The sequence below is a fragment of the Eisenbergiella sp. OF01-20 genome (assembly GCF_003478085.1).
GTDB lineage: Bacteria > Bacillota > Clostridia > Lachnospirales > Lachnospiraceae > Eisenbergiella.
In genome coordinates, this window is the sequence record NZ_QUES01000008.1 from 77,909 (window position 1) to 97,883 (window position 19,975).

Genomic DNA, 19,975 nt, shown 5'->3' on the forward strand with positions numbered 1-19,975 from the left:
GGCAAAGTTTCCCTTCTTTTCATAAAGAAAGGAACATAAACTTACCCAGAGAAAAAGATTCAGACACAAAAAAGAGGATAGGAAAAGAATGTCAGATAACGAACAGGATCGCAAAGACAAAACCGCCGGCACCTCCTCCCCGCCGGAACCGGGAGAAGAGATCCGTCTGCCGGAGACTGCTTCCGGGGCGCCGAGCAAGGATATTGACTTCATCAAAGAAAAAGTGAAGGAACGCCCTGTCAATAAAAGAAAGCTGCTCAAGCGAACCATTATCACCGCGTCTATGGCTGTAATTTTCGGTCTTATCGCTTGCTTTACATTTCTGGTGCTGGAGCCTGTTTTCAGCAACTGGCTGTATCCGGAAGAGGATCCCGCCCCCGTACAGCTCCAGGAGGAAGCTGCAAACGAAGAAATGCTTCCCGAGGATATGGTTCTGGAAACGGAAAGCGAAGAGGAAAAGGAGAGCACACCCGTCACCTCCACCGTGGTCCAGAAAATAGATATGAGCGTTTCCGATTACCAGAAGCTGTACAGCAACCTGTATAAGCTGGTACAGGACGCCGCCAAATCCATGGTGACCGTAACCGGCGTGGTTTCCGATGTGGATTGGTTTAACAATACGTTTGAAAATAAAGGCCAGACCGCAGGCCTGATCGTAGCCGATAACGGAAAGGAACTCATGATCCTTACGGAAAAAGAAACGGTGGAACAGGCAGAAAAGGTACACGTCACCTTCTGTGACAACACCCAGGTGACCGCCGCCCTGAAACAGGCCGATCCCACCACAGGCCTGGCTGTTATCAGCGTAAACCTCGCTGATATCGGAGAGGATACCAAAGAAATCATCAAAGCAGCGAAGCTGGGCAGCTCCAACAGCGGAAGCGGCCTTCTTGCCACTCCGGTCATCGCCCTCGGCCGCCCCATGGGAAACGTTAATTCCGTAGCCTACGGAATGATTACCTCCATGGATACGGTACTGAACCTGACCGACGGCAATTACCGCCTGCTCACCACCGATATCTACGGAAGCACCAGCGGCAGCGGCGTGATTATAAACCTGAACGGACAGGTGCTCGGCATCATCAGCCAGCGCAACAACAGCAGCGACGCCAAGAACCTTGTTTCCGCACTGGGAATCAGCGATTTAAAAAACAATATTGAAAAATTGTCCAACGGCCAGGCCATGGCTGCCCTGGGCATATACGGCACCGATGTACCGGAGGAAATCCAGGAATCCCAGGGAGTACCCGCCGGCGCCTACGTAACCGGCATTGTGATGGATTCCCCCGCTATGGTAGCGGGTATACAGAGCGGAGATGTCATTGTGAAAATGGGCACCGAAGAAATCACCTCCTTCCAGGAATACAACAAAGAAATGATGAGCCTTGTGCCGGACTCCCAGATTACCATCACCGTGATGCGACAGGTACAGGACGAATACCAGGAAATGGCAGTGGATGTTATCCTGGATACCTTACATTAAGAGGAGCCTGCGGGCGGATTGGAGAAAACATGAAATACATTAAGGACTACAAAGAAGGCGACAGAGTATTTGACATTTACCTCTGTAAACATAAACAGTCGGCTGTCACCAAAAACGGCAAACCCTACGACAACGTAATCCTCCAGGATAAAACCGGAACCATTGACGCCAAAATATGGGATCCCAACAGCGCCGGCATTGCCGAATTCGATTCCCTGGACTACGTCGAAGTATACGGCGACGTAAACAGCTTCCAGGGTGCCCTCCAGGTCAGCGTAAAAAGAATCCGCCTTTGCCAGGAGGGAGAATACGACCCTGCCGACTACCTCCCCGTAAGCACCAAAAACATCGACGACATGTACAAACAACTCCTGGGCTTCATCGGAGGCATCGAAAACCAGTACTTAAAGAAGCTTCTGGAAAGCTTCTTTGTGGAAGACGAAACCTTTATCAAAGCCTTCCGCATGTCCTCCGCCGCCAAGACCGTACACCACGGCTTTGTGGGCGGCCTCTTGGAGCATACATTAGGCGTAACCAGACTTTGCGAATACTACTGCACCGCCTACCCTGTACTGAAAAAGGACCTCCTCATCACAGCCGCCATCTGCCACGATATCGGCAAGACCAGGGAGATCTCCCTTTTCCCCGAAAATGACTATACCGATGACGGACAGCTTCTGGGCCATATCGTTATGGGAACCGAAATGATAGGACAGAAAGCCCGTACCATTCCCGGCTTCCCGCCGGTTCTGGAAGCCGAGCTCAAGCACTGCATTCTGGCACACCATGGCGAATACGAATACGGATCCCCCAAAAAACCCGCCATTATAGAAGCTGCGGCCCTGAATTTTGCCGATAACACAGATGCCAAGATGGAAACCTTCATGGAGGCCCTTCAGAATGCCAAAGATGCCGGATGGCTGGGCTATAACCGCCTCTTTGAATCCAATATCAGGATGACACGGATGGAGTAAACACATATGGATATCAAGAAAAATGACATTTTCACAGTGCAGATAACCGATACCGGAACGGAAGGAGAAGGCATCGGTAAAATTGCGGGCTTTACTCTCTTTGTTAAAGATGCGGTCATTGGAGATACGGTACAGGTAAAGGTCATGAAAGCGAAGAAAAACTATGCCTATGCAAAGCTGGAGAAGGTACTTGTACCTTCTCCTTTTCGCGTCCAGCCCCCCTGCGCCTTCCACCGCCAATGCGGCGGCTGCCAGCTGCAGTCCCTTTCCTATGAAAAACAGCTGGAATTCAAACAGAATAAAATCAGGAACAACCTGGTGCGGATCGGCGGTTTTGATCCGGAAAAAATCGACGCCTGTATGGAGCCGATTATTGGAATGGAGGATCCCTGGCATTACCGGAATAAGGCCCAGTTTCCCTTCGGGTATGATAAGGAAGGAAACGTGGTGACCGGTTTTTACGCAGGACGGACCCATACCATTATTCCCAATACGGACTGCGCGCTGGGGGTGAAGGAAAATAAGGAAATTCTGGAGATTATCCTTGCGTATATGAAGAAATATGCTGTGTCTGCGTATGAGGAGACAACCGGGAAAGGACTGGTAAGACATGTATTGATCCGGAAGGGTTTTGCCAGCGGACAGATTATGGTCTGCCTGATTCTAAATGGGAAAAAGCTGCCGGAAGAGCAATGGCTTGCAGAAGAATTATGGAAAATACCGGGTATGACAAGCGTGTCCGTGAATGTGAATACAGAGCGGACGAATGTGATTATGGGGAAGAAGGTCCGGGTTCTTAAAGGAGAAGAGAAGATTGAGGATGCTATCGGGGACGTGGTTTTCCGGATATCCCCGCTGTCTTTTTACCAGGTGAACCCGGTACAGACGCGGAAGCTGTACGGACAGGCCTTGGAGTATGCAGGGCTGACAGGGGAAGAGACGGTTTGGGATCTGTATTGCGGGATTGGGACGATTTCGTTATTTCTGGCGCAGAAGGCTAAAAAGGTGTATGGGGTGGAGATTGTACCGGAGGCTATTGCGGACGCGAAGGAGAATGCGGTCAGGAATGGGATAACGAATGCGGAATTTTTCGTGGGGAAGGCGGAAGAGGTGCTGCCTCAGATGTATGAGGAAGAAGGGGTTTATGCGGATGTGATCGTGGTGGATCCGCCGCGGAAAGGGTGCGATGAGAAGTGTTTGGAAACGATGGTGCGGATGCGGCCGGAGAGGATTGTGTATGTGAGCTGTGATTCGGCTACGTTGGCTCGGGATTTGAGGTATTTGGGGGGGATGGGGTATGAGATTGGGAAGTGGAGAGGGTACGATATGTTTCCGGGGACTGGGCATGTGGAAACCGCTTGCCTTCTCGTGCGGAAACCTTGATTCTAGGCGGGTTTGGGGGATTATATGGAGAAAATGGAGTTGTGTTTTTGTGGAAGGTGATATGGATAAGTTTCCGCAGATAGGGGGACGGGGATAACGCCGTATGAGTATAAAAGATGGGGGTTGTTTTGCAAAAATGAACTATATGGCAAAACCCATACTTTTTGGCAAAACAAGATTATTAGTTAAATATTATTGTGATTTCCTATATATGTACTTTATTTTAATTTAGGAAGAAAGTGGAGAAATATATGAAAGTCTGGATTGAGATGAGTCGGGATATAGAACATGGTGGCGATGCATGGGGATTTACTCGATGTATATGGGCGCCGACGTACAAGAAGGGTAAAAGCATAAATAAGTCGTGGCTATTTTGGGATAATGTAAATAAGGTGAAATCGGGTGACTTTATTCTTCATCTTAGAGGTAAAGGAAAAGAGGCAGAAATTGTCGGGTATTCTATTGCCAAAACAGATGGCTATAGGACTGAAGAATGCCCGCCTATTGCTGGTGAATGGGCTTATTGCAATAGTTTTTATAGAGCAATTCTAACTGATTATTTGAAATTTGAAAACTCTATTAATCTTTACAGGTTGTTTTTTGATAAAGAATTAGAGTTGAAAGATTACTACGAGAAAAAAAGCAAACCTAAGAATTTATTTTTTACTATACAATCGGGTAGATTGCAATGCTTAAATGGTGGATATCTTTCAGAAGTTGATGAAGCTTTATTGGAAATAATATTAGATGGTACAGAAAAGTTTAATAATGAGTCTGTGCCCATTGGTGTGTCTGTTTCGGCATCTACAACCTTAAAAAAAATTAAAGTACGGGTAGGGCATGAGCGCTTTGCAACAAATGTGAAAAATAATTATAACAATCAGTGCTGTTTTCCGGGATGTAAGATCGCTGACAAAGAGTTTTTGGTTGCTTCTCATATTGCAAGGTGGGCTGATAACAGCGAGAAGCGTGGAAATACTTCAAATGGACTATGTTTTTGCCCTATTCATGATAAAGCATTTGAATTAGGATACTTTTCACTGGATGACAATTTCAGAGTATTTGTAGAAAGGAAAATTGACCATAGTCAAATATTTAAGGAATACATTTCAAAATTTATAGGTTTACCAATATCCAAAGGTTATATTGAACCAGATCGTGAGGCTTTAAAAGAGCATAGAAAAAGATGTAATATTTCAAAGCAGGATTGTTAATTATTACATATCAAATAAATTTACATAAAATTCAATAGAACTAAAATGTGTAAGTTATATCTGCCAAGCGAAGAAGAGTTGTTGTAGGTACTGTAGAGGGTATCAAGTATTAGAATTATGATAAAGAAAAACGTAAAAAGCATTGAATTTTTGCTGGAAGGTTATTGAAAGGGGTAAACTCTGCTTTAAAGGGGTGATTTCTGTTCAAAGGGGGTAAAAGGGGTAAAATTGACGAAGAAATTTACCCCAACTGTATGTTATGAAAATACCTTTGCCATGTAGTATAAAGGATACCTTTCACCGCATTATGAAATAATTGTTAAACTATGCAAAATATAGGAATCCTATAAAGGACGAGAGAAAGTACTGTGAAAATAATAAAGAATTGTATTCAATGCAAAGCATGTGGAGAGATGGTTGAATCAAAATCTAGGCATGCTTTCTTGACCTGTTCTTATGGGGGGGGGGTAGTGTTGATAGAGGATTGGAGTATCTCTGGTGGGTATCGGAAACAAGGGCTGATTTTACAGAAATGTTGTAATTTGATGAATATTAGTTTTTACTGTTTGTGTTAAAAGCGGAGTAAGATGCCCAACGCAAAATCAATACGCGCAGATACTGAAAAATAATAGAGGGAACTTAAAAGGCAGAACTTTATATTGCAGAAAGTCTTATCGGACGATGTATTAGCTCTGTTAATTTTATAGAAAAAAGCAACCAGATTAATAGTGAATTGGAAGGAATATAGTGTAGACTATTTATTAAAATAGTAAAAGCCATATGAACAGGAAATCGGGTAGACAGTATTTCAGAGAGTGCTGATGCTAATGCAATGCCAAGAAATTATGAAGTGACATGATATTTGTAAACTACAGTAATTTTTTAGGAAATATGTAAGAAAAGGGCGGAATTTTGGTAATCGTACTAGAAAAAGCAGAGTTGGTTTTCCCAAATTTCTGCCTTTTTAGAGGAAATTAGCGGATATAGAATTAAATGGACACTGGGATTTTATGAAATTAAGTCAGACTTTCGGTCACACAAAGGGTACATTTTGGTTATTGGTAAAATCCTTGTCAGGGAGAAGTGCAAAGGGGATACTTTGTTGTAGATAAGATACACTACGGATTTTCAAACGAGGAAGTGTCTGCAGAATGTGGAGGAAATCCAGCAGTATTATATAGAGTATGATAAAGAAGGGAAATATACATGTCAAAAGTATAAAGTAGTAGATACAATAATTTTTGAAAATGAGGAATTTGAGAGGTTTAAGAGCGGATTTTGTCAAGCATGTGATTTTTTAAAAGAAATTAAAGTAAGATTGTATTTTTCTAACGAAGGAGAGTATCTTTGTTTAGCAATCACAAATGATAATAGTAATGATATAATTTGGGTTTGTTCATTTCAGTATCCATATCTGAAATTTGTAGTAATTGTAAGGAGAGACAGCATTGAAGAAAAATATATTGATATTTTTGCGAGATGTGGAGGACTCTCTTTAGGCTTGTATAATGCAGGATGGAAGGGAGTTTTTGTTGTTAAAAAAATGAAGATGCCCTCTCAATATTAAAAATTATTTTGATTGATAATTTGAAACATTTTTAATGGATATATTGGTTTGAAGAAGAAAATAATGATTTTAATGAGTTATTAAAAACTTATAAATCAGTCTTGATAAAGTTATATTAATTAGCTGACATAGAGAGAAATTCAACAGAAATAATCAATGAGATTAACATTATGTATATAATTTAAGACATGGAGTAAGTGATGAATAAAGAAGTCGCCAAAGGTTAAAAATAAAGGAGGTTCGGGATATTCCTTACTGAGGCAGTCTGCTGGAATCCATGTTTGAATTCTGTGACAATAGTTCTGAACACTGGTTTTTGGTATGTGTAATAAGAGAACAGCGTTATACTTTTGGTGTAATAAGGGAAATGTTGTCAGACCTTTGGGCGGGCTACTTTTTGCTTCCCTCTTATACCGTATTGAGTCTCTTCTCAGCCTGCTCAACTTCTGTGTAATATTGTTCTCGTCCACACCTATAAGGGCAGCATATATGCGGATAGGTTTTTCTCCCATACAAACGATAATAAAAGCACCTGTCCATTCTGTTTTTTGTAAGAACCTCGCGTACCCAGTAGTAGATTGCTTTGTAGCTTTTATATTCTTCGTTACAATCAAACTCATCTTTGCGGAAAAGTTGTTAGTAACCTCGGACATTTGAGACTCGGATGTATAGGAATCTTCCTCGCCGTCATCGGCAGCCAACTGCGCTTTGGAATTGCTGCGGCGTCTGTCGAACGTGTGCAAGTTGTTGTATACGTGACAGTGGTACAGGACGTCAATCGCCTCCTGAATCTTCAACTCTTTCTCGCTGTTGGAAAGCCCTTTGCCTTCAGGGGACAGGCTTACCCACAGTAGTTTTTGTTGCTTTTACGTCCGGTTCAAGAGTCTGGACCGTTTTATCATAAAGAATTCTTGATTTTATGAAAAATCTACTGTTCGTTTGTGAAAAAATTAGAATTTTCTCGTTAGTTAGCTAAAAAAGGCAATAGATATTTAACTGCAGCCCTGAAGGAGTATCCTGTATTTCAGTCTCCTTATCTAGTAGGCAGCTGCAGTTATAAATTTTCTTGCCATTAGCACTTATCGTCCGGGCCATTGACAGGTTAGCCTGGGATTAGCTCTGGTGGTGTTCTTATCGCCTTGAATAAATCTTTCTAAGTTAAAAAATGTCCGAAATGCGAAAAATAATTCGAGAAACGGATACCTATATGCTATAATGTTTACAGTGCGTTTTGCGCCCGGCATCAATTCATCCCTAACGCTGATGCTTTTATAAAAATTGGGGTCATTGGAGAAGATTTGTTACACCGTGGTAAAACGTAGTATAAAATCCGAGAGAGAATGAGAAACATTCATTGGGTTTAATAGATTTTTCATTGATAAAAACTCGAATATCTGACAGTGTGGAGGTAACCAGCTTTTATCAGGATTTGGCTGCTATGATTATTGATGCCACCGAGGATGATTAAGATACGTCAAAGGAACCATCGTCAAAGCTGACAAAAGAAAACACACTCCGCATATATGTAAAACTCGATATTGCGAAGAAACTAGCTGCTTTATAGATGTTATTCGCCGGGTAGCAGGGCTAGTGACCAATGAGTCATGCGATATATTCGATTGGTGATAATAAGAGTCTGTATAAAGAGCTTTTTGGTGTTAAAAATTCAGACTGACCATAAGCAAAGTATACGCCTCTTGGCTGGTATACCGCTTGAAAAAGAAATCATTGGTACCATATCGAAAATAAAGAACTTAAAAGAGGATAGAAGGTATCAGTTTACACTTGACTTGGTTTGCGGGCAAATGAAATATAAGGAGAATCTAGCGATTATCCGTAATTTGGAATTTGCAAACTGGCGATGTAGATGGAGGAGGCTGAAAAAGGCTGAAAAAGGCCATTCCGATGCAGTTGTGACCGATTGGCAGGAGTTATTCCTTGGCGTCAATTTGAGAAAGCCATACGGGGCTGAACGCTACCATCAGATACTTGCCCAAATATTGAATGCGCAGATTGAAGATGAGAAGGTTACGATTGAAGGAAAATTTCTGCGCTACAGCAACAGTTAGATGGAATCAATGCTCAAATAAAGCAACTTGGCTGTGTGGGAAATATAACACGGGAATTCCTTGATAGGCGTTCGGTGCTCAAAGATGAAATCGATGCTCTTAAGAATCAAAATCAAGCATTTCTTACATAAAATAAACTGCATCCAAGGCTGATGCCAATGCTATATTGAAGCGCAGCATTGAGGATACCCTGAACTTTAAGATGAACGAATTCAATGATTCGCTCTTTACAAGAAAGAAGCCGCCGTCTGTACAATTTCAACGCATATAACAAATACAAATTTGAATTGCCAGATAATACCGGTACTGCATTGAATTACAAAGGAATGATTGTTTGCATTCTGTTGTTGTCTCTGGCGCATGACTCTTTGCTTTTCAAGAATATCGGAAAGGATATCGAGGAAGGCATCATCTGTATTTACAACAGTACCAAAATGCAAATATTTATCGTTTACGATTAATAAGGAGATTTCAGACCTGAAACTTTAAAAATTTTTGAAGATAATTGTGTATTAAGACGGTCAACTAATAACTGCGAATTATATGGAAGGTCATGGGATACGGAGGGATAAAACAAAATGAAGATGAGTTATAACAAGCTGTGGAAGCTACTGGTTGATAGCAGATGAAAAAGTCTGATTTGCGAAAGAAAGCAGTAATCAGCTCTTCTTTACTCATAAAGCTCACCAAAGACGAAAATGTAACAACAGAAGTTCTTTCAAAAAAATGTCAGGAATTGAAATGTGATGTTTTTAACATCATAGAATTTATACCTGATACGGTGCTGGAAAAACGGAAGAGGCAGGCGAGGGAGACACACAGCACCCTCTATCTAATAAAGAATGACGAGGAAACTATATGCCAAAGATAGATGAGCAATATAGCTACAATTTCATTGACCTTTTTGCGGGAGCTGGCGGGCTTTCGGAAGGGTTTCTTCAGGCTGGTTTTAAGCCTGTCGCCCATGTCGAGATGAATGAATTTGCGGCTAAAACGCTTGAAACGAGAAGTGCTTACTACTATTTGAAAGGCACAGACAATATCGGTTTATATAAAAAATACATGTCCGGGAAAATCTCCCGTGACGATTTTATGAAGCAGATTCCGGCTTCAATTACAAAAAACATAATAAATGTAACAATGTCGGATGAGACCTTGCCATCAATTTTCAAAACCATTGACGGGATAATAAAAATTCGAGGCATCTCAAAGATAGACGTTATTGTGGGCGGTCCGCCTTGCCAAGCATATTCACTTGTTGGAAGAGCGCAAAGCAGCCATATGGAAGTACCAATGGCGGAAGACCCGCGCAATTACTTGTATAAGCTGTATGCTCGGTTCTTAAAACGCTATCATCCTCGTATGTTTGTTTTTGAGAATGTTACGGGAATAGAATCTGCCAATGGTGGAGCAACTTGGAAGAACATTCAGAAATACTTAAAGCGTGTCGGATATGAAATTGAGTGCAGAGAGCAGAATGCTCATACATTTGGCGTTCTTCAAAACAGACGACGTATGATAGTTGTAGGATGGTTAAAGAAAAGCGGACTGAAATATCCTGATTTCCTTGAAATTAAAACAGACGCTGTTGTTAATGACCTTTTTTTCGATTTGCCGAAGCTGTATCCAGGCGAGAGTTCTGATAAATACGCAAAAGAGAAAGCTAGCAGCTATGTGACAGAATCTGGCATCAGGACAAAAGATGATGTGCTGACGCATCATAATTGTCGACCGAATCTGGAACGTGACATAAAGATATACAGGCGAGCAGTTGAACTGTGGAACGATGGTCATAAGCGCCTGAACTACAATGACCTTCCGGCTGAATTGAAGACCCATAAAAATAGACATTCATTTACTGACAGGTTTAAGGTGGTTGAAGGAGACGAGGTGTGTTGCCATACCATTCTGGCACATCTTTCAAAAGATGGTCATTATTTCATTCATCCAGACATTGAACAAAATCGATCCATTACAGTCCGCGAGGCGGCAAGAATACAGTCTTTCCCGGACAGCTATTTTTTCGAGGGATCGCGCACGTCACAGTTCGTTCAGATAGGAAACGCTGTACCTCCGATGATGGCTAAAGGGATAGCAATGGGGATTTTTGAGCAACTTTACAAAGGAGATTCAGATGGAAGGTAACCTGCTGCTTGAACAATTCAGCAGATATAAAAAGCTGGAACTTGAGGTTTCTCCGTTCCATTTCCTTTTGGATGCAAATATAGAAATGAATCCTCATCAGATTAATGCATTTTGTGTCGCTATCCAGGCATTAAAAACGGGCGGCATCGTATTGGCTGATGAGGTCGGACTTGGGAAAACCATTGAAGCTGGACTTGTGCTGAGATATGTGCTTGAGTCAGGAGCAAAACGAGTATTGATTGCTCTTCCGGCCTCCTTAAGAAAACAGTGGGAAATGGAACTTGAGGATAAATTTGGCTTGGAGTCAGTAATTCTTGACAGACTCACGGTAGAAAAAGACAGTGCGGATTGGCGTAAAAGGTTCACGGATAACAAATCCGTCAGAATCGTGCTTACCTCTTATGATTATTCATCCAAACTGATGAAACGCTTCCCGGAGGTTAAATGGGATTTCATTATCATCGATGAGGCGCACAACCTCAGAAACGTATTTCATGGAACCAAACGCGCAAAGAACCTGTATGAACTAACAAAAGGCATACCAAAGATTCTGCTGACTGCTACACCGCTCCAAAATTCGCTGACAGATCTTCATGGACTGGTTTCCTTTATTGATCAGAGGATTTTTGGCAGTGAGAAGGTTTTTAACAAACGCTACATCGAAGGACAAGATTACTCTGACTTAAGGCGTGAACTGTCACCGGTCATTTACAGGACACTTCGCAAGGATGTGGCAAAATACATGCACTTCAAAAAGAGAATCTGCAAAACGGTGGATTTTACTCTCTCGCAGGATGAGATCGAATTATATCAGCGGGTAAACGACTTTTTAAAGCGGGAACTGCTGTACTCCATTCCAACATCGAACCGTGAGCTGCTCATCCTTGTCATAAGAAAATTGCTTGCTTCTTCGAGTTTCGCGTTGATCGAGACCTTCGAGATTTTGAAGAAGAGACTTGAAAAGTTATATGAAGGCAGCAAGTCGGCAAACGCACAGGAGGGTTTTGAATTTTTCTGGAGCTATGTCGAAGATGAAATCGATGAGTCTGATTTTGAAAAGACCGAGGACGAAGATACCATTGTTCAGAAACAATTTATACAGGCGGAACTCGATGAGGTAAACATTATCATTGATGTGGCGAATCGTATCAAAACAAACGCAAAAGTTAATGCGTTGAAGACCGCCATACAAATAGCGTTTGCTTATCAGCGAGAGCAAGATATCCCCCAGAAGATTGTAATCTTTACGGAGTCAAAACGTACTCAGAAGTACATAGCCGCTGAACTTCGTAAGACGGGATTTGAAGATGAGGATATCCTTCTTTTCAACGGAGATTTTGACGATGTCTTGTCAAAAGCGATTTTTAGAACGTGGCAGGTTAAGAATTTCGGCAAGACAAACTATGGTCGCAGCGTGGAATATAAACATGCCATCGTAGATTTCTTCCGGCACAATGCAAAGATTTTGATCTGTACGGATGCCGGTTCCGAAGGTTTGAACTTGCAATTCTGCAATACGGTTATTAACTACGACCTGCCGTGGAATCCGATGAAGATTGAGCAGCGCATAGGTCGTTGCCATCGTTATGGCCAGGATCATGACGTTGTAGCAATCAATTTACTGAATACGCAGAATTCCGCCGACCAGCGAGTCTACGATATTCTTTCAAAGAAGTTTGAATTGTTCGAGGGCGTTTTCGGAGCTTCAGACATTGCGCTCGGTGTATTGGAGTCTGGTACCAGTTTTGAAAAAATGGTATTGCAGATTTATCAGACCTGCGACAGCACGGCGGAATTCAAGATGGCATTTGATAAATTAGATCGGAAGCTGAACGCAAAGAGGGATAAGAATGCAAGGGAACTCCGCACCCTTTTGCTCGCGGAAAGTAGTGGAGCAAAGGAACAGGCTCTTGTTACGACAAAGTTGGACATTGCAAGATATTTGCATGATGTGGAATACTGGAGTGCCTTTGACGAGCAGGAGGTGGACGGAGGTCTTCACTACTGGAAAGTTGATAATTGGGGAGAACGGGTCCTCGGCTTACACGGAAACCTGTTTATCGGGGCCTTCTGCGACTCATCAAAACTCCTCTTCTCGGTATTGCTTATTTGCGATGAAAAAGGCGCCTGCATAGATTTTGATGAGGCGGACATTGTCCCAAAACTTGAGCAAATCAATGATATGGATGTGCGGTATTTTACACCTAGCGAATCGGAGGTAAAACTATACCAGCGCGTCTATGATAACTTGGCCATCGAGATGGTTAAACGTTATCAGGAACAGTCGGAACCAATCAAGGCGTATAACCGCAGGAAGATTGAAAACTGGGAGCGCATTCAAATGGAGCAGCTGATAGCAACATATCAGGAAATGGATGCGGAGATCGGTGTACTGAAAGAACAGGAACGAGCCTCGGATAATTTTTACGAAAAGATAGACATACGGAAAAAGATTATTGAGAAGTCTAGGGAACTTGAGAAGCTTCAAGAGTCCTTTCATGAGAATGTTACCAGATTTAAGACTGAGGGTGAACAGGAAATCGCAGAATTTGAAAAACAGTTTGATATTAACCCTATTCTATTGGTTAACATCGTGCTGAAGTTTTAGGAGGGATTATTATGCAGAAGTCAGCAAAACTCGAGTTAACTTGGGTCGGTAAATATGACGATAAGGTCATTGAACCGAGAATCTTAATGGAAGATACAGAAAAGTCTTATGGCGATCCATCAAGTGAAAATATGCTTATTCATGGAGATAACCTTATTGCATTACAAGCACTTCAACAAGATTATGCAGGAAGAATAACATGCATATATATTGATCCACCATATAACACAGGAAGTGCTTTTGAGTATTATGACGACAATCTTGAGCATAGCATTTGGCTTTCGCTCATGAAACAGCGTCTCGTCCTTCTTAGAGAACTTTTAAATGATGAGGGATTTTTGTGTTGTCATATTGACGATTCTGAAAGCCACTATGTTAAGGTCCTTCTTGACGAAATCTTTGGAAGGTCTAATTACTTGACCACATTGTATGTTCGAGTGAGATATCCTGACAAAACATTGAAGTCCGACATGGATTTTCACAAGGAAATCGAGCAGGTTTTGGTATACCGAAAAGGTTTCGGTGCAACTCCAAATTTTGATTACGATGATGTGGGTTTTGAAAAATTCATAACCTCACTGTCGATCAGACCACAGACGGAACAGGAGCCATCCGGGAAATGACCCTTAAGGAAATCCGTTCCCTGGATGCGGGCTGCAGGTTCCATGAGGAATACAGAGGGGAGAAAGTGCCTTTGTTTGAGGAATTCCTGGAACTCACCAAAGAATATCCGGACATGCTGTATGATTTTGAATTAAAGGAGTATCCTGTTGCCGGAAATGAAAGGCGGGCTTATGAGACGGCGGATCGTGTGACAGCGCTGATTGAAGAATATGGATTAGGGGATAAATGCGTTCTGAATGCTTTCAGCGCCGTGCTTCTTCAGTATATCCACGACAAATATGACGGGCGTTACAGGCTGCATGGATATTATCCAAAATCCCTTCTGGGGGAATCCCAAAACAGGGATCCTTATGACATTCTGTACTGCGCCTGTGTATGCGAAGATTTTACAAGGGAAACTTTTGACCGCCTGAAACAAAGAGGAATCGACACCTGGGCCGGGACACGGTTTAACAACAGGGAGATGCTGGAGCTGGCCCGCCGCTGCGGCGCCACGCTGATTACCTGCGATAACCCCAAGGAAGTCAGGGAAACTCTGCGGGAAATGGGACTCCATACATAAAAGAAGAAAGCTTCCTGCCGGATATTTGGTGTGTGCTCTGCCAAAAAGGCTGCCGCCTGCCATATAGCCAACAGGAGGTTTTTCTTTTACTTATTAGTTGCGCAGAATCTGTTTTTGATCTATAATTAAAATACTTTTAAAAAGTAATATAACGGAGGTCGCTTTATGGCAAGTACGATTACAGTCAGGGATATGAACCAGGAGATTGTGAGAAGCTGCATGAAGGGGATGGGGCCTGTGAGCAAGAGCAGCCTTGCCCGGAAAACCGGACTGAGCTTCCCCACAGTGAGTAAAACGGTGGATCTTCTCTGCGAATCCGGGGAAGTGGAGGAGGCGGGGACGGAAATGTCCAGCGGCGGCAGGTGTGCAGCACTGTTCCGGCTGAACCCTATGTATGCGCTGTATCTGCTTCTCACCGTCGAGAATGACAGCGTACACTGGGCGCTGAAGGATCGGGAAGAAAACAGCCTGACATCGGGCAGTTCGGAGGGAAACCAGGAGGTGCTGGACGTCCTGGAAGCTAAGATCGAGAGCATCCGGCAGCGTTACCCCAATCTGAAAGGGATTGTGATCGGGGCGGCAGGTATGGTTTCCGGCGGAAAAATTCTTTTGTCAGGGGGAGAATGCCAGCTTGTGGGTATGGATCTGCAGGATTATTTTTCCGAAAGGTTCGGCCTTCCGGTGCGGGTGATCAATGATATGAATGCGGTGGCCGCGGGCCGCTGGAGCGCGGACGGCCAGAAGGAGAGCTGCTGTGTCTGTATCTATCTGGGGAAAAACGGGATGGGCGCCGGGGTGGTCGTTCATGGAAAGCTGTGGCAGGGGGCCAGCGATTTTGCGGGAGAACTCAGTTTCCTGCCCGATATGCCGGGAAAGCTCCGTCCACAGGATAAGGATTTTGCCCCCTCCCGGATGCTGGAGGCCTACCGGAAAATTATCCAGATATATGCCTCCGTCCTGAATCCCCAGCGTATTATCCTTTACCGAAACCCTTTTCTGGAGGGGGTTCTGGAAGAACTGTACCAGGAATGTGAAAAAGTGATTCCTGCGCATTCGATGCCACTGCTGGTGATATCCGATGACTATGAAAAGGACTATGAAAAGGGGCTTATGGTAATTGCCGGTTCCCTGCAGCGGTACGATAAATAAAGAAAGGAAGGAAAATTATGAAAAAGCATATCTTGTTTGATGTGGACGGCACGCTGCTGGATTCGGAGGAAGCGGTGCTGCTGTCTTTTCAGGAGACCATATATCTGAAAACGGGAAAAAAGCTGGAAACGCAGGAGCTGAAGTATGCGCTGGGAATCCCCAGCGAAGCGGCTCTGCGGAGATTTGGCTTTCCGGAGGAGGAAATCCCGGAAATTGTGGATTTCTGGGGGAACCTGACTCCCCGTTACCGGAAATATATAAAAGTGTTCCCGGGAATCCCGAAGCTGCTGGAAAAGCTTAAGGAAAAAGGAGCCCGTCTGGGGATTGTGACATCCAGGAACCGGGAGGAGTATAAACGGGATTTTCTGCCGTTTGGGCTGGAGAGTTATTTTGATACGGTAATCTGTGCGGATGACACAGTAATACACAAGCCTTACGGGGAACCGGTAAAGGAATATCTGCGCAGGGAAAATGCCTGTGCGCAGGATACGGTATTTATCGGGGATACGGTCTATGACATGGATTGTGCTGCGGATGCCGGTGTGGAGGGGGCGCTGGCCCTTTGGGGATGCGCATCCCCGGCCCATATCCGTGCGGACTGGTATCTGGCATGTCCGGAAGAGGTATATTCCACTTTCCTGTTGGAAAAGGATCCCCTCAGGGAACATCAGTGGCTGAAATGGGCGATGGAGCTGCAGTTTATAGCCCAGGCAGGGCTTACCTATTCCCGGGATCCCTTTGATCAGGAGCGGTTCGGGAGAATACGGGAAATTGCGGCGGAGATCGTCAGCTGCAACACACCGATGACTTTTGAACAGGTAGACGGGCTGTTCGGCAGGGAAGCAGGCTACCAGACGCCCAAGCTGGACAGCCGGGCGGCGATTATCCGGGACGGCAAAATCCTGCTGGTGCAGGAAATGGACGGCAGATGGTCCCTGCCGGGCGGCTGGGTGGATATGGATCAATCCATTAAAGAGAATACAGTAAAAGAGGCAAAAGAAGAAGCGGGTATGACGGTGGCGCCGGTACGGCTTGTGGCTGTCCAGGATCGTAACAGACATAATAAGCCGGCCTATGCATATAATATCTGCAAGATATTTATTTTGTGTGAACCGGTGGAAGGGGAATTTGAAAAAAATACGGAAACTATCCAGAGGGATTGGTTTCCATTGGAGAATCTCCCGGTACTGGCGGAGGAAAAAACCACAAAAGAACAGATTTCCATGTGTTTTGAAGCTGCCGCAGATAAAGATTGGAAGGTTTTGTTTGACTGATAAATATTGGCAATAAATGGTATAAACGTATATGCTTTTTAGGAGGGGAGCGATAAAATAAGCTCATATTTACGGGCAATTGGCTTTGACAAGACAATACACCTATGGTAAACTTATATGATAAAAAAGTGGGTAATTATGCCTAATCAGGATTACGGTAGAGGTGGCACCTTGGATAAATATGAGTACAAAATACGGGCAGAGGAAATCAAGACACTGATTTCCCAGAAAAAATATGTGGATGCGGCAAAGGTAGCGGATACAATTGACTGGACAAGGGTAAAAAGCGTGATGATGCTTTGTACGGTCAGTGATTTGTATAAGGTAAACAGAAGATTTGAGGACGCGAAGCTTCTGCTGGAAATGGCTAATGAGCGCCATCCGGCAGGAAGGATGATCGTTTATTCCCTGTGTGACCTTTCCATAAAGATGGGAGAAGTCGTACAGGCAGTGGAGTATTATAAGGATTTTACGCAGATAGCGCCCAATGACAGCGGCAGATATGTCCTTCAGTACAAGCTGTACGAGGCCCAGGATGTGGGGCTGGAGGAGCGGATCGCGGTACTGGAGGAACTGAAGAAGAGGGACTACCGGGAAAAATGGGCATATGAACTGGCTTACTTGTACCATCGGGTGGGACTGGCCACCAAATGTGTGGAGGAATGTGACGAACTGATCCTCTGGTTTGGGGAAGGCAAATACGTGATGAAAGCGATGGAGCTTAAGATGCTTCACCAGCCGTTATCCCCTGCACAGCAGCAGAAGTATGAAGCTTATATGATGCGCAAGCAGGGCCTTCGGGTACCGGAGACGGAGGAAAAGCCGGACAGGAATTCCTCACGCGCTAAAAATGCCGGCGGAACACCCGGGGAAGAGGATGAGATACATGTCAAGCCCATGGATGTGGGGCAGTATAATACCATAAACCTGCAGAAGGAACTCGCCAGAAGTATGGAAGAGCTGATGCTGAACGGACAGCAGCCGGCCGGGGAGCCGGTATCCCTGCAGGAATACCGGGATCAGAGAAACGCACAGGAGGAAGCTTCCTATGGGGATCAGCCTTATGATATAGCGGCGGAGGATACCGGCGAAATGGTTCCTCAGGAATATGATCCGGCCCAATACGGGGAAGAGACTTATTCTTATGACGAGGCGCCTGTTTCCCCGGACTCTACCGCCGGCGGTTATGCGGAGGAGACGGCATCGCAGGATATGGCTGCAGCCGTGATGGAAACACCGGGCGGGGAGGGTTATGCGGCATCGGATCCGGGGCTTACCAATTACCTTGCCCAGGAATATGACGGGCAGATCAGTCTGGTGGTGCCGGAAGGGTACCAGGTGGAAAAGCAGATCACCGGCCAGATGAACATTGAAGACATTATGAAAGAATGGGAAAAGATGAAGCACGAGAATGAAGAGAAGCGCCGCAGGCAGCTGCAGCAGCGCGTCTTGGAACAGACGGATTCTCTTTTCCGGGATTTTGATAAAACGGCCAGAAAAGGGGTTCTGGAACGTTTGCAAAAGGAAGAAAGGATACCTGTGGAGCGCAGGCGTCCATCGGATACAAGTGTTATTTCTGCGCATACCAAGATTTGGGCTGCGGAGGAAGTGGAAAATGCCATGAAACGGGCAGAGATTACCGGCGCCGTAACTGCGGCAGCTGCGGCAGAAGCCGCATCGGAGGGTGCTGCCGCCCGGCCGGTTCTGCAGACTGTACATAAAGCGCAGTCCCCGGGCGGGCAGGCGGATCCGGAGAGGGGGATCCCCCAGCCGGTCTCCATGCCTGCTGTTTCCGAAACGGCCGCAGTGCGGCCGGCACAGGTACAGGAAACCGTTCCTCCGCCGGCGCCCGTGCAGGAGGAGATTTCCGCGCCGGCAGCCGGGCAGCCCGTTCCGGTAAGGCAGGAACCGGAGGCTTTACCCGTATATGAAGAAGCCGCACCCGTATATGAGGATCCGGCCGGTTTTGAAACCCGTCCGGTGCCAGAGGAAGATCCGGCGGAGAGGCAGCCTGCCTATATCAGCCAGCCGGAAGCTGTTGGGTACGAGCAGGAACAGGGACCCGCGGAAACGGAGGAGACGGAGGATCCGGAACAGGAGGAAAATCCGGAAAACCCGCAGCAGATGATGGAACGCCTGGAAGAGGAACGTCTGGAGCAGGAAATCCGTGCCATGAGCAGGGCGGAAAAGCAGCTGTTCGCGTCCTTTGTCCCGACCAGAGGATCCATGAAGAAGCTGGTGCGTGCGCTGGATAAGCTGAGTCTTGCGGCATATACAGGCAACCTGATCATTACGGGAGATCCGGGATCCGACACCCTTAGCCTTGCCAAAAACATAGTCAAAGATGTGAAATCCAAGGATTCTAATTTCTCCGGAAAGCTTGCCAAAATAGAAGGGGATGCTTTTAATAAGAAGGATCCCGGAGAGCTGATTGATAAGCTGGCGGGGGGTGCCCTTATCATTGATGCTGCCGGGGAAATTAATGACGAAAGCATATACAGGCTCCTGGATGCGCTGAACCAGGAACGGACAGGTATTCTGGTGATCCTCATAGATATAAAGAGAAATATCAAGAAGCTGATTTCCGCCAATCCGGAAATGGAGTCCTTCTTTAATGCCCGGTTTGACATCGAGGCGTTGGATAACGGTACGCTTGTAGCCTATGGCTGTCAGTACGCAAAAATGCAGGAATACGCCATCGATGAGCTGGGCAGGCTTGCCCTTCATACCCGCATTGAAGATATGCAGACCAGTGACCATATCGTTATGGTTAATGATGTCAGGGATATTGTGGATGAGGCTATCGACCACGCCAACCGTAAAACACCCAAGCATTTTATGGATGTTCTGCTGGCAAAGCGTTATGATGACGACGATATGATTATTCTGCATGAGGGGGATTTCATATAGATAGAATCTAAGC

General features: G+C 44.9%; 15 protein-coding genes. All 15 read left to right on the forward strand.

Features of this window, described 5'->3' with window-relative positions:
* The first annotated feature begins 88 nt into the window (after nt 1-88).
* The 15 genes from DXA36_RS12025 (at nt 89) to DXA36_RS12100 (ending at nt 19,962) form a co-directional block, all read left to right on the forward strand.
* Nucleotides 89-1,483: a S1C family serine protease gene (locus tag DXA36_RS12025; protein ID WP_118679460.1), complete on the forward strand. Its 1,395-nt coding sequence runs from the start codon at nt 89-91 to the stop codon at nt 1,481-1,483.
* Nucleotides 1,484-1,512: 29 nt separating this feature from the next.
* A complete protein-coding gene (locus DXA36_RS12030) occupies nt 1,513-2,457 on the forward strand; it encodes a 3'-5' exoribonuclease YhaM family protein (RefSeq protein WP_118679462.1) in 945 nt (314 codons plus the stop codon).
* A gap of 6 nt (nt 2,458-2,463) precedes the next feature.
* On the forward strand, nt 2,464-3,840 hold the full coding sequence (gene rlmD, locus DXA36_RS12035) for a 23S rRNA (uracil(1939)-C(5))-methyltransferase RlmD (RefSeq protein ID WP_118679464.1): 1,377 nt from the start codon (nt 2,464-2,466) through the stop codon (nt 3,838-3,840).
* 251 nt (nt 3,841-4,091) lie between these two features.
* Nucleotides 4,092-5,054 carry an HNH endonuclease signature motif containing protein gene (locus DXA36_RS12040; protein WP_118679466.1) on the forward strand — a complete coding sequence of 321 codons (963 nt, stop codon included), beginning with the start codon at nt 4,092-4,094 and terminating at the stop codon, nt 5,052-5,054.
* A 413-nt stretch (nt 5,055-5,467) separates the two neighbouring features.
* Entirely contained in the window at nt 5,468-5,629 is a 162-nt protein-coding gene (locus DXA36_RS34390) for a hypothetical protein (RefSeq protein ID WP_442876272.1), read from the forward strand.
* A gap of 578 nt (nt 5,630-6,207) precedes the next feature.
* Nucleotides 6,208-6,621, forward strand: coding sequence for a hypothetical protein (locus DXA36_RS12045; protein WP_118679468.1), 414 nt, complete (start codon nt 6,208-6,210; stop codon nt 6,619-6,621).
* Between the two features lie 1,655 nt (nt 6,622-8,276).
* Nucleotides 8,277-8,690, forward strand: coding sequence for a hypothetical protein (locus tag DXA36_RS12055; protein ID WP_147366586.1), 414 nt, complete (start codon nt 8,277-8,279; stop codon nt 8,688-8,690).
* Nucleotides 8,691-9,315: 625 nt separating this feature from the next.
* Nucleotides 9,316-9,561, forward strand: a complete 246-nt coding sequence (locus DXA36_RS12065; protein WP_118679476.1) for a helix-turn-helix domain-containing protein — start codon at nt 9,316-9,318, stop codon at nt 9,559-9,561.
* Nucleotides 9,549-10,835, forward strand: a complete 1,287-nt coding sequence (locus DXA36_RS12070; RefSeq protein ID WP_118679478.1) for a DNA cytosine methyltransferase — start codon at nt 9,549-9,551, stop codon at nt 10,833-10,835. Before DXA36_RS12065 ends, DXA36_RS12070 begins: the two co-directional genes overlap by 13 nt.
* Entirely contained in the window at nt 10,825-13,443 is a 2,619-nt protein-coding gene (gene drmD, locus DXA36_RS12075) for a DISARM system SNF2-like helicase DrmD (RefSeq protein WP_118679480.1), read from the forward strand. Before DXA36_RS12070 ends, drmD begins: the two co-directional genes overlap by 11 nt.
* An 11-nt stretch (nt 13,444-13,454) precedes the next feature.
* The gene (locus DXA36_RS12080; protein ID WP_330425023.1) at nt 13,455-14,066 is read left to right on the forward strand and encodes a site-specific DNA-methyltransferase; all 612 of its coding nucleotides are present in this window, start codon (nt 13,455-13,457) and stop codon (nt 14,064-14,066) included.
* Nucleotides 14,063-14,629 carry a glycerophosphodiester phosphodiesterase gene (locus DXA36_RS12085; RefSeq protein WP_243114634.1) on the forward strand — a complete coding sequence of 189 codons (567 nt, stop codon included), beginning with the start codon at nt 14,063-14,065 and terminating at the stop codon, nt 14,627-14,629. The genes DXA36_RS12080 and DXA36_RS12085 overlap by 4 nt, the downstream gene beginning before the upstream one ends.
* Before the next feature lie 165 nt (nt 14,630-14,794).
* Nucleotides 14,795-15,778, forward strand: a complete 984-nt coding sequence (locus tag DXA36_RS12090) for an ROK family transcriptional regulator (protein ID WP_118679484.1) — start codon at nt 14,795-14,797, stop codon at nt 15,776-15,778.
* A 17-nt stretch (nt 15,779-15,795) separates the two neighbouring features.
* Nucleotides 15,796-17,052, forward strand: coding sequence for an NUDIX hydrolase (locus tag DXA36_RS12095; RefSeq protein WP_118679486.1), 1,257 nt, complete (start codon nt 15,796-15,798; stop codon nt 17,050-17,052).
* 171 nt (nt 17,053-17,223) lie between these two features.
* A complete protein-coding gene (locus DXA36_RS12100) occupies nt 17,224-19,962 on the forward strand; it encodes a hypothetical protein (RefSeq protein WP_118679488.1) in 2,739 nt (912 codons plus the stop codon).
* Nucleotides 19,963-19,975 lie beyond the last annotated feature (13 nt).

Bases quoted from the DNA above. Each gene is read 5' to 3' on its own strand.
- DXA36_RS12090 (WP_118679484.1), top strand. From the start codon at position 14,795: ATGGCAAGTACGATTACAGTCAGGGATATGAACCAGGAGATTGTGAGA.
- DXA36_RS12040 (WP_118679466.1), top strand. From the start codon at position 4,092: ATGAAAGTCTGGATTGAGATGAGTCGGGATATAGAACATGGTGGCGAT.
- DXA36_RS12080 (WP_330425023.1), top strand. From the start codon at position 13,455: ATGCAGAAGTCAGCAAAACTCGAGTTAACTTGGGTCGGTAAATATGAC.
- DXA36_RS12085 (WP_243114634.1), top strand. From the start codon at position 14,063: ATGACCCTTAAGGAAATCCGTTCCCTGGATGCGGGCTGCAGGTTCCAT.
- DXA36_RS34390 (WP_442876272.1), top strand. From the start codon at position 5,468: ATGGTTGAATCAAAATCTAGGCATGCTTTCTTGACCTGTTCTTATGGG.
- DXA36_RS12025 (WP_118679460.1), top strand. From the start codon at position 89: ATGTCAGATAACGAACAGGATCGCAAAGACAAAACCGCCGGCACCTCC.
- DXA36_RS12070 (WP_118679478.1), top strand. From the start codon at position 9,549: ATGCCAAAGATAGATGAGCAATATAGCTACAATTTCATTGACCTTTTT.
- rlmD (WP_118679464.1), top strand. From the start codon at position 2,464: ATGGATATCAAGAAAAATGACATTTTCACAGTGCAGATAACCGATACC.
- DXA36_RS12065 (WP_118679476.1), top strand. From the start codon at position 9,316: ATGAAAAAGTCTGATTTGCGAAAGAAAGCAGTAATCAGCTCTTCTTTA.
- DXA36_RS12095 (WP_118679486.1), top strand. From the start codon at position 15,796: ATGAAAAAGCATATCTTGTTTGATGTGGACGGCACGCTGCTGGATTCG.
- drmD (WP_118679480.1), top strand. From the start codon at position 10,825: ATGGAAGGTAACCTGCTGCTTGAACAATTCAGCAGATATAAAAAGCTG.
- DXA36_RS12030 (WP_118679462.1), top strand. From the start codon at position 1,513: ATGAAATACATTAAGGACTACAAAGAAGGCGACAGAGTATTTGACATT.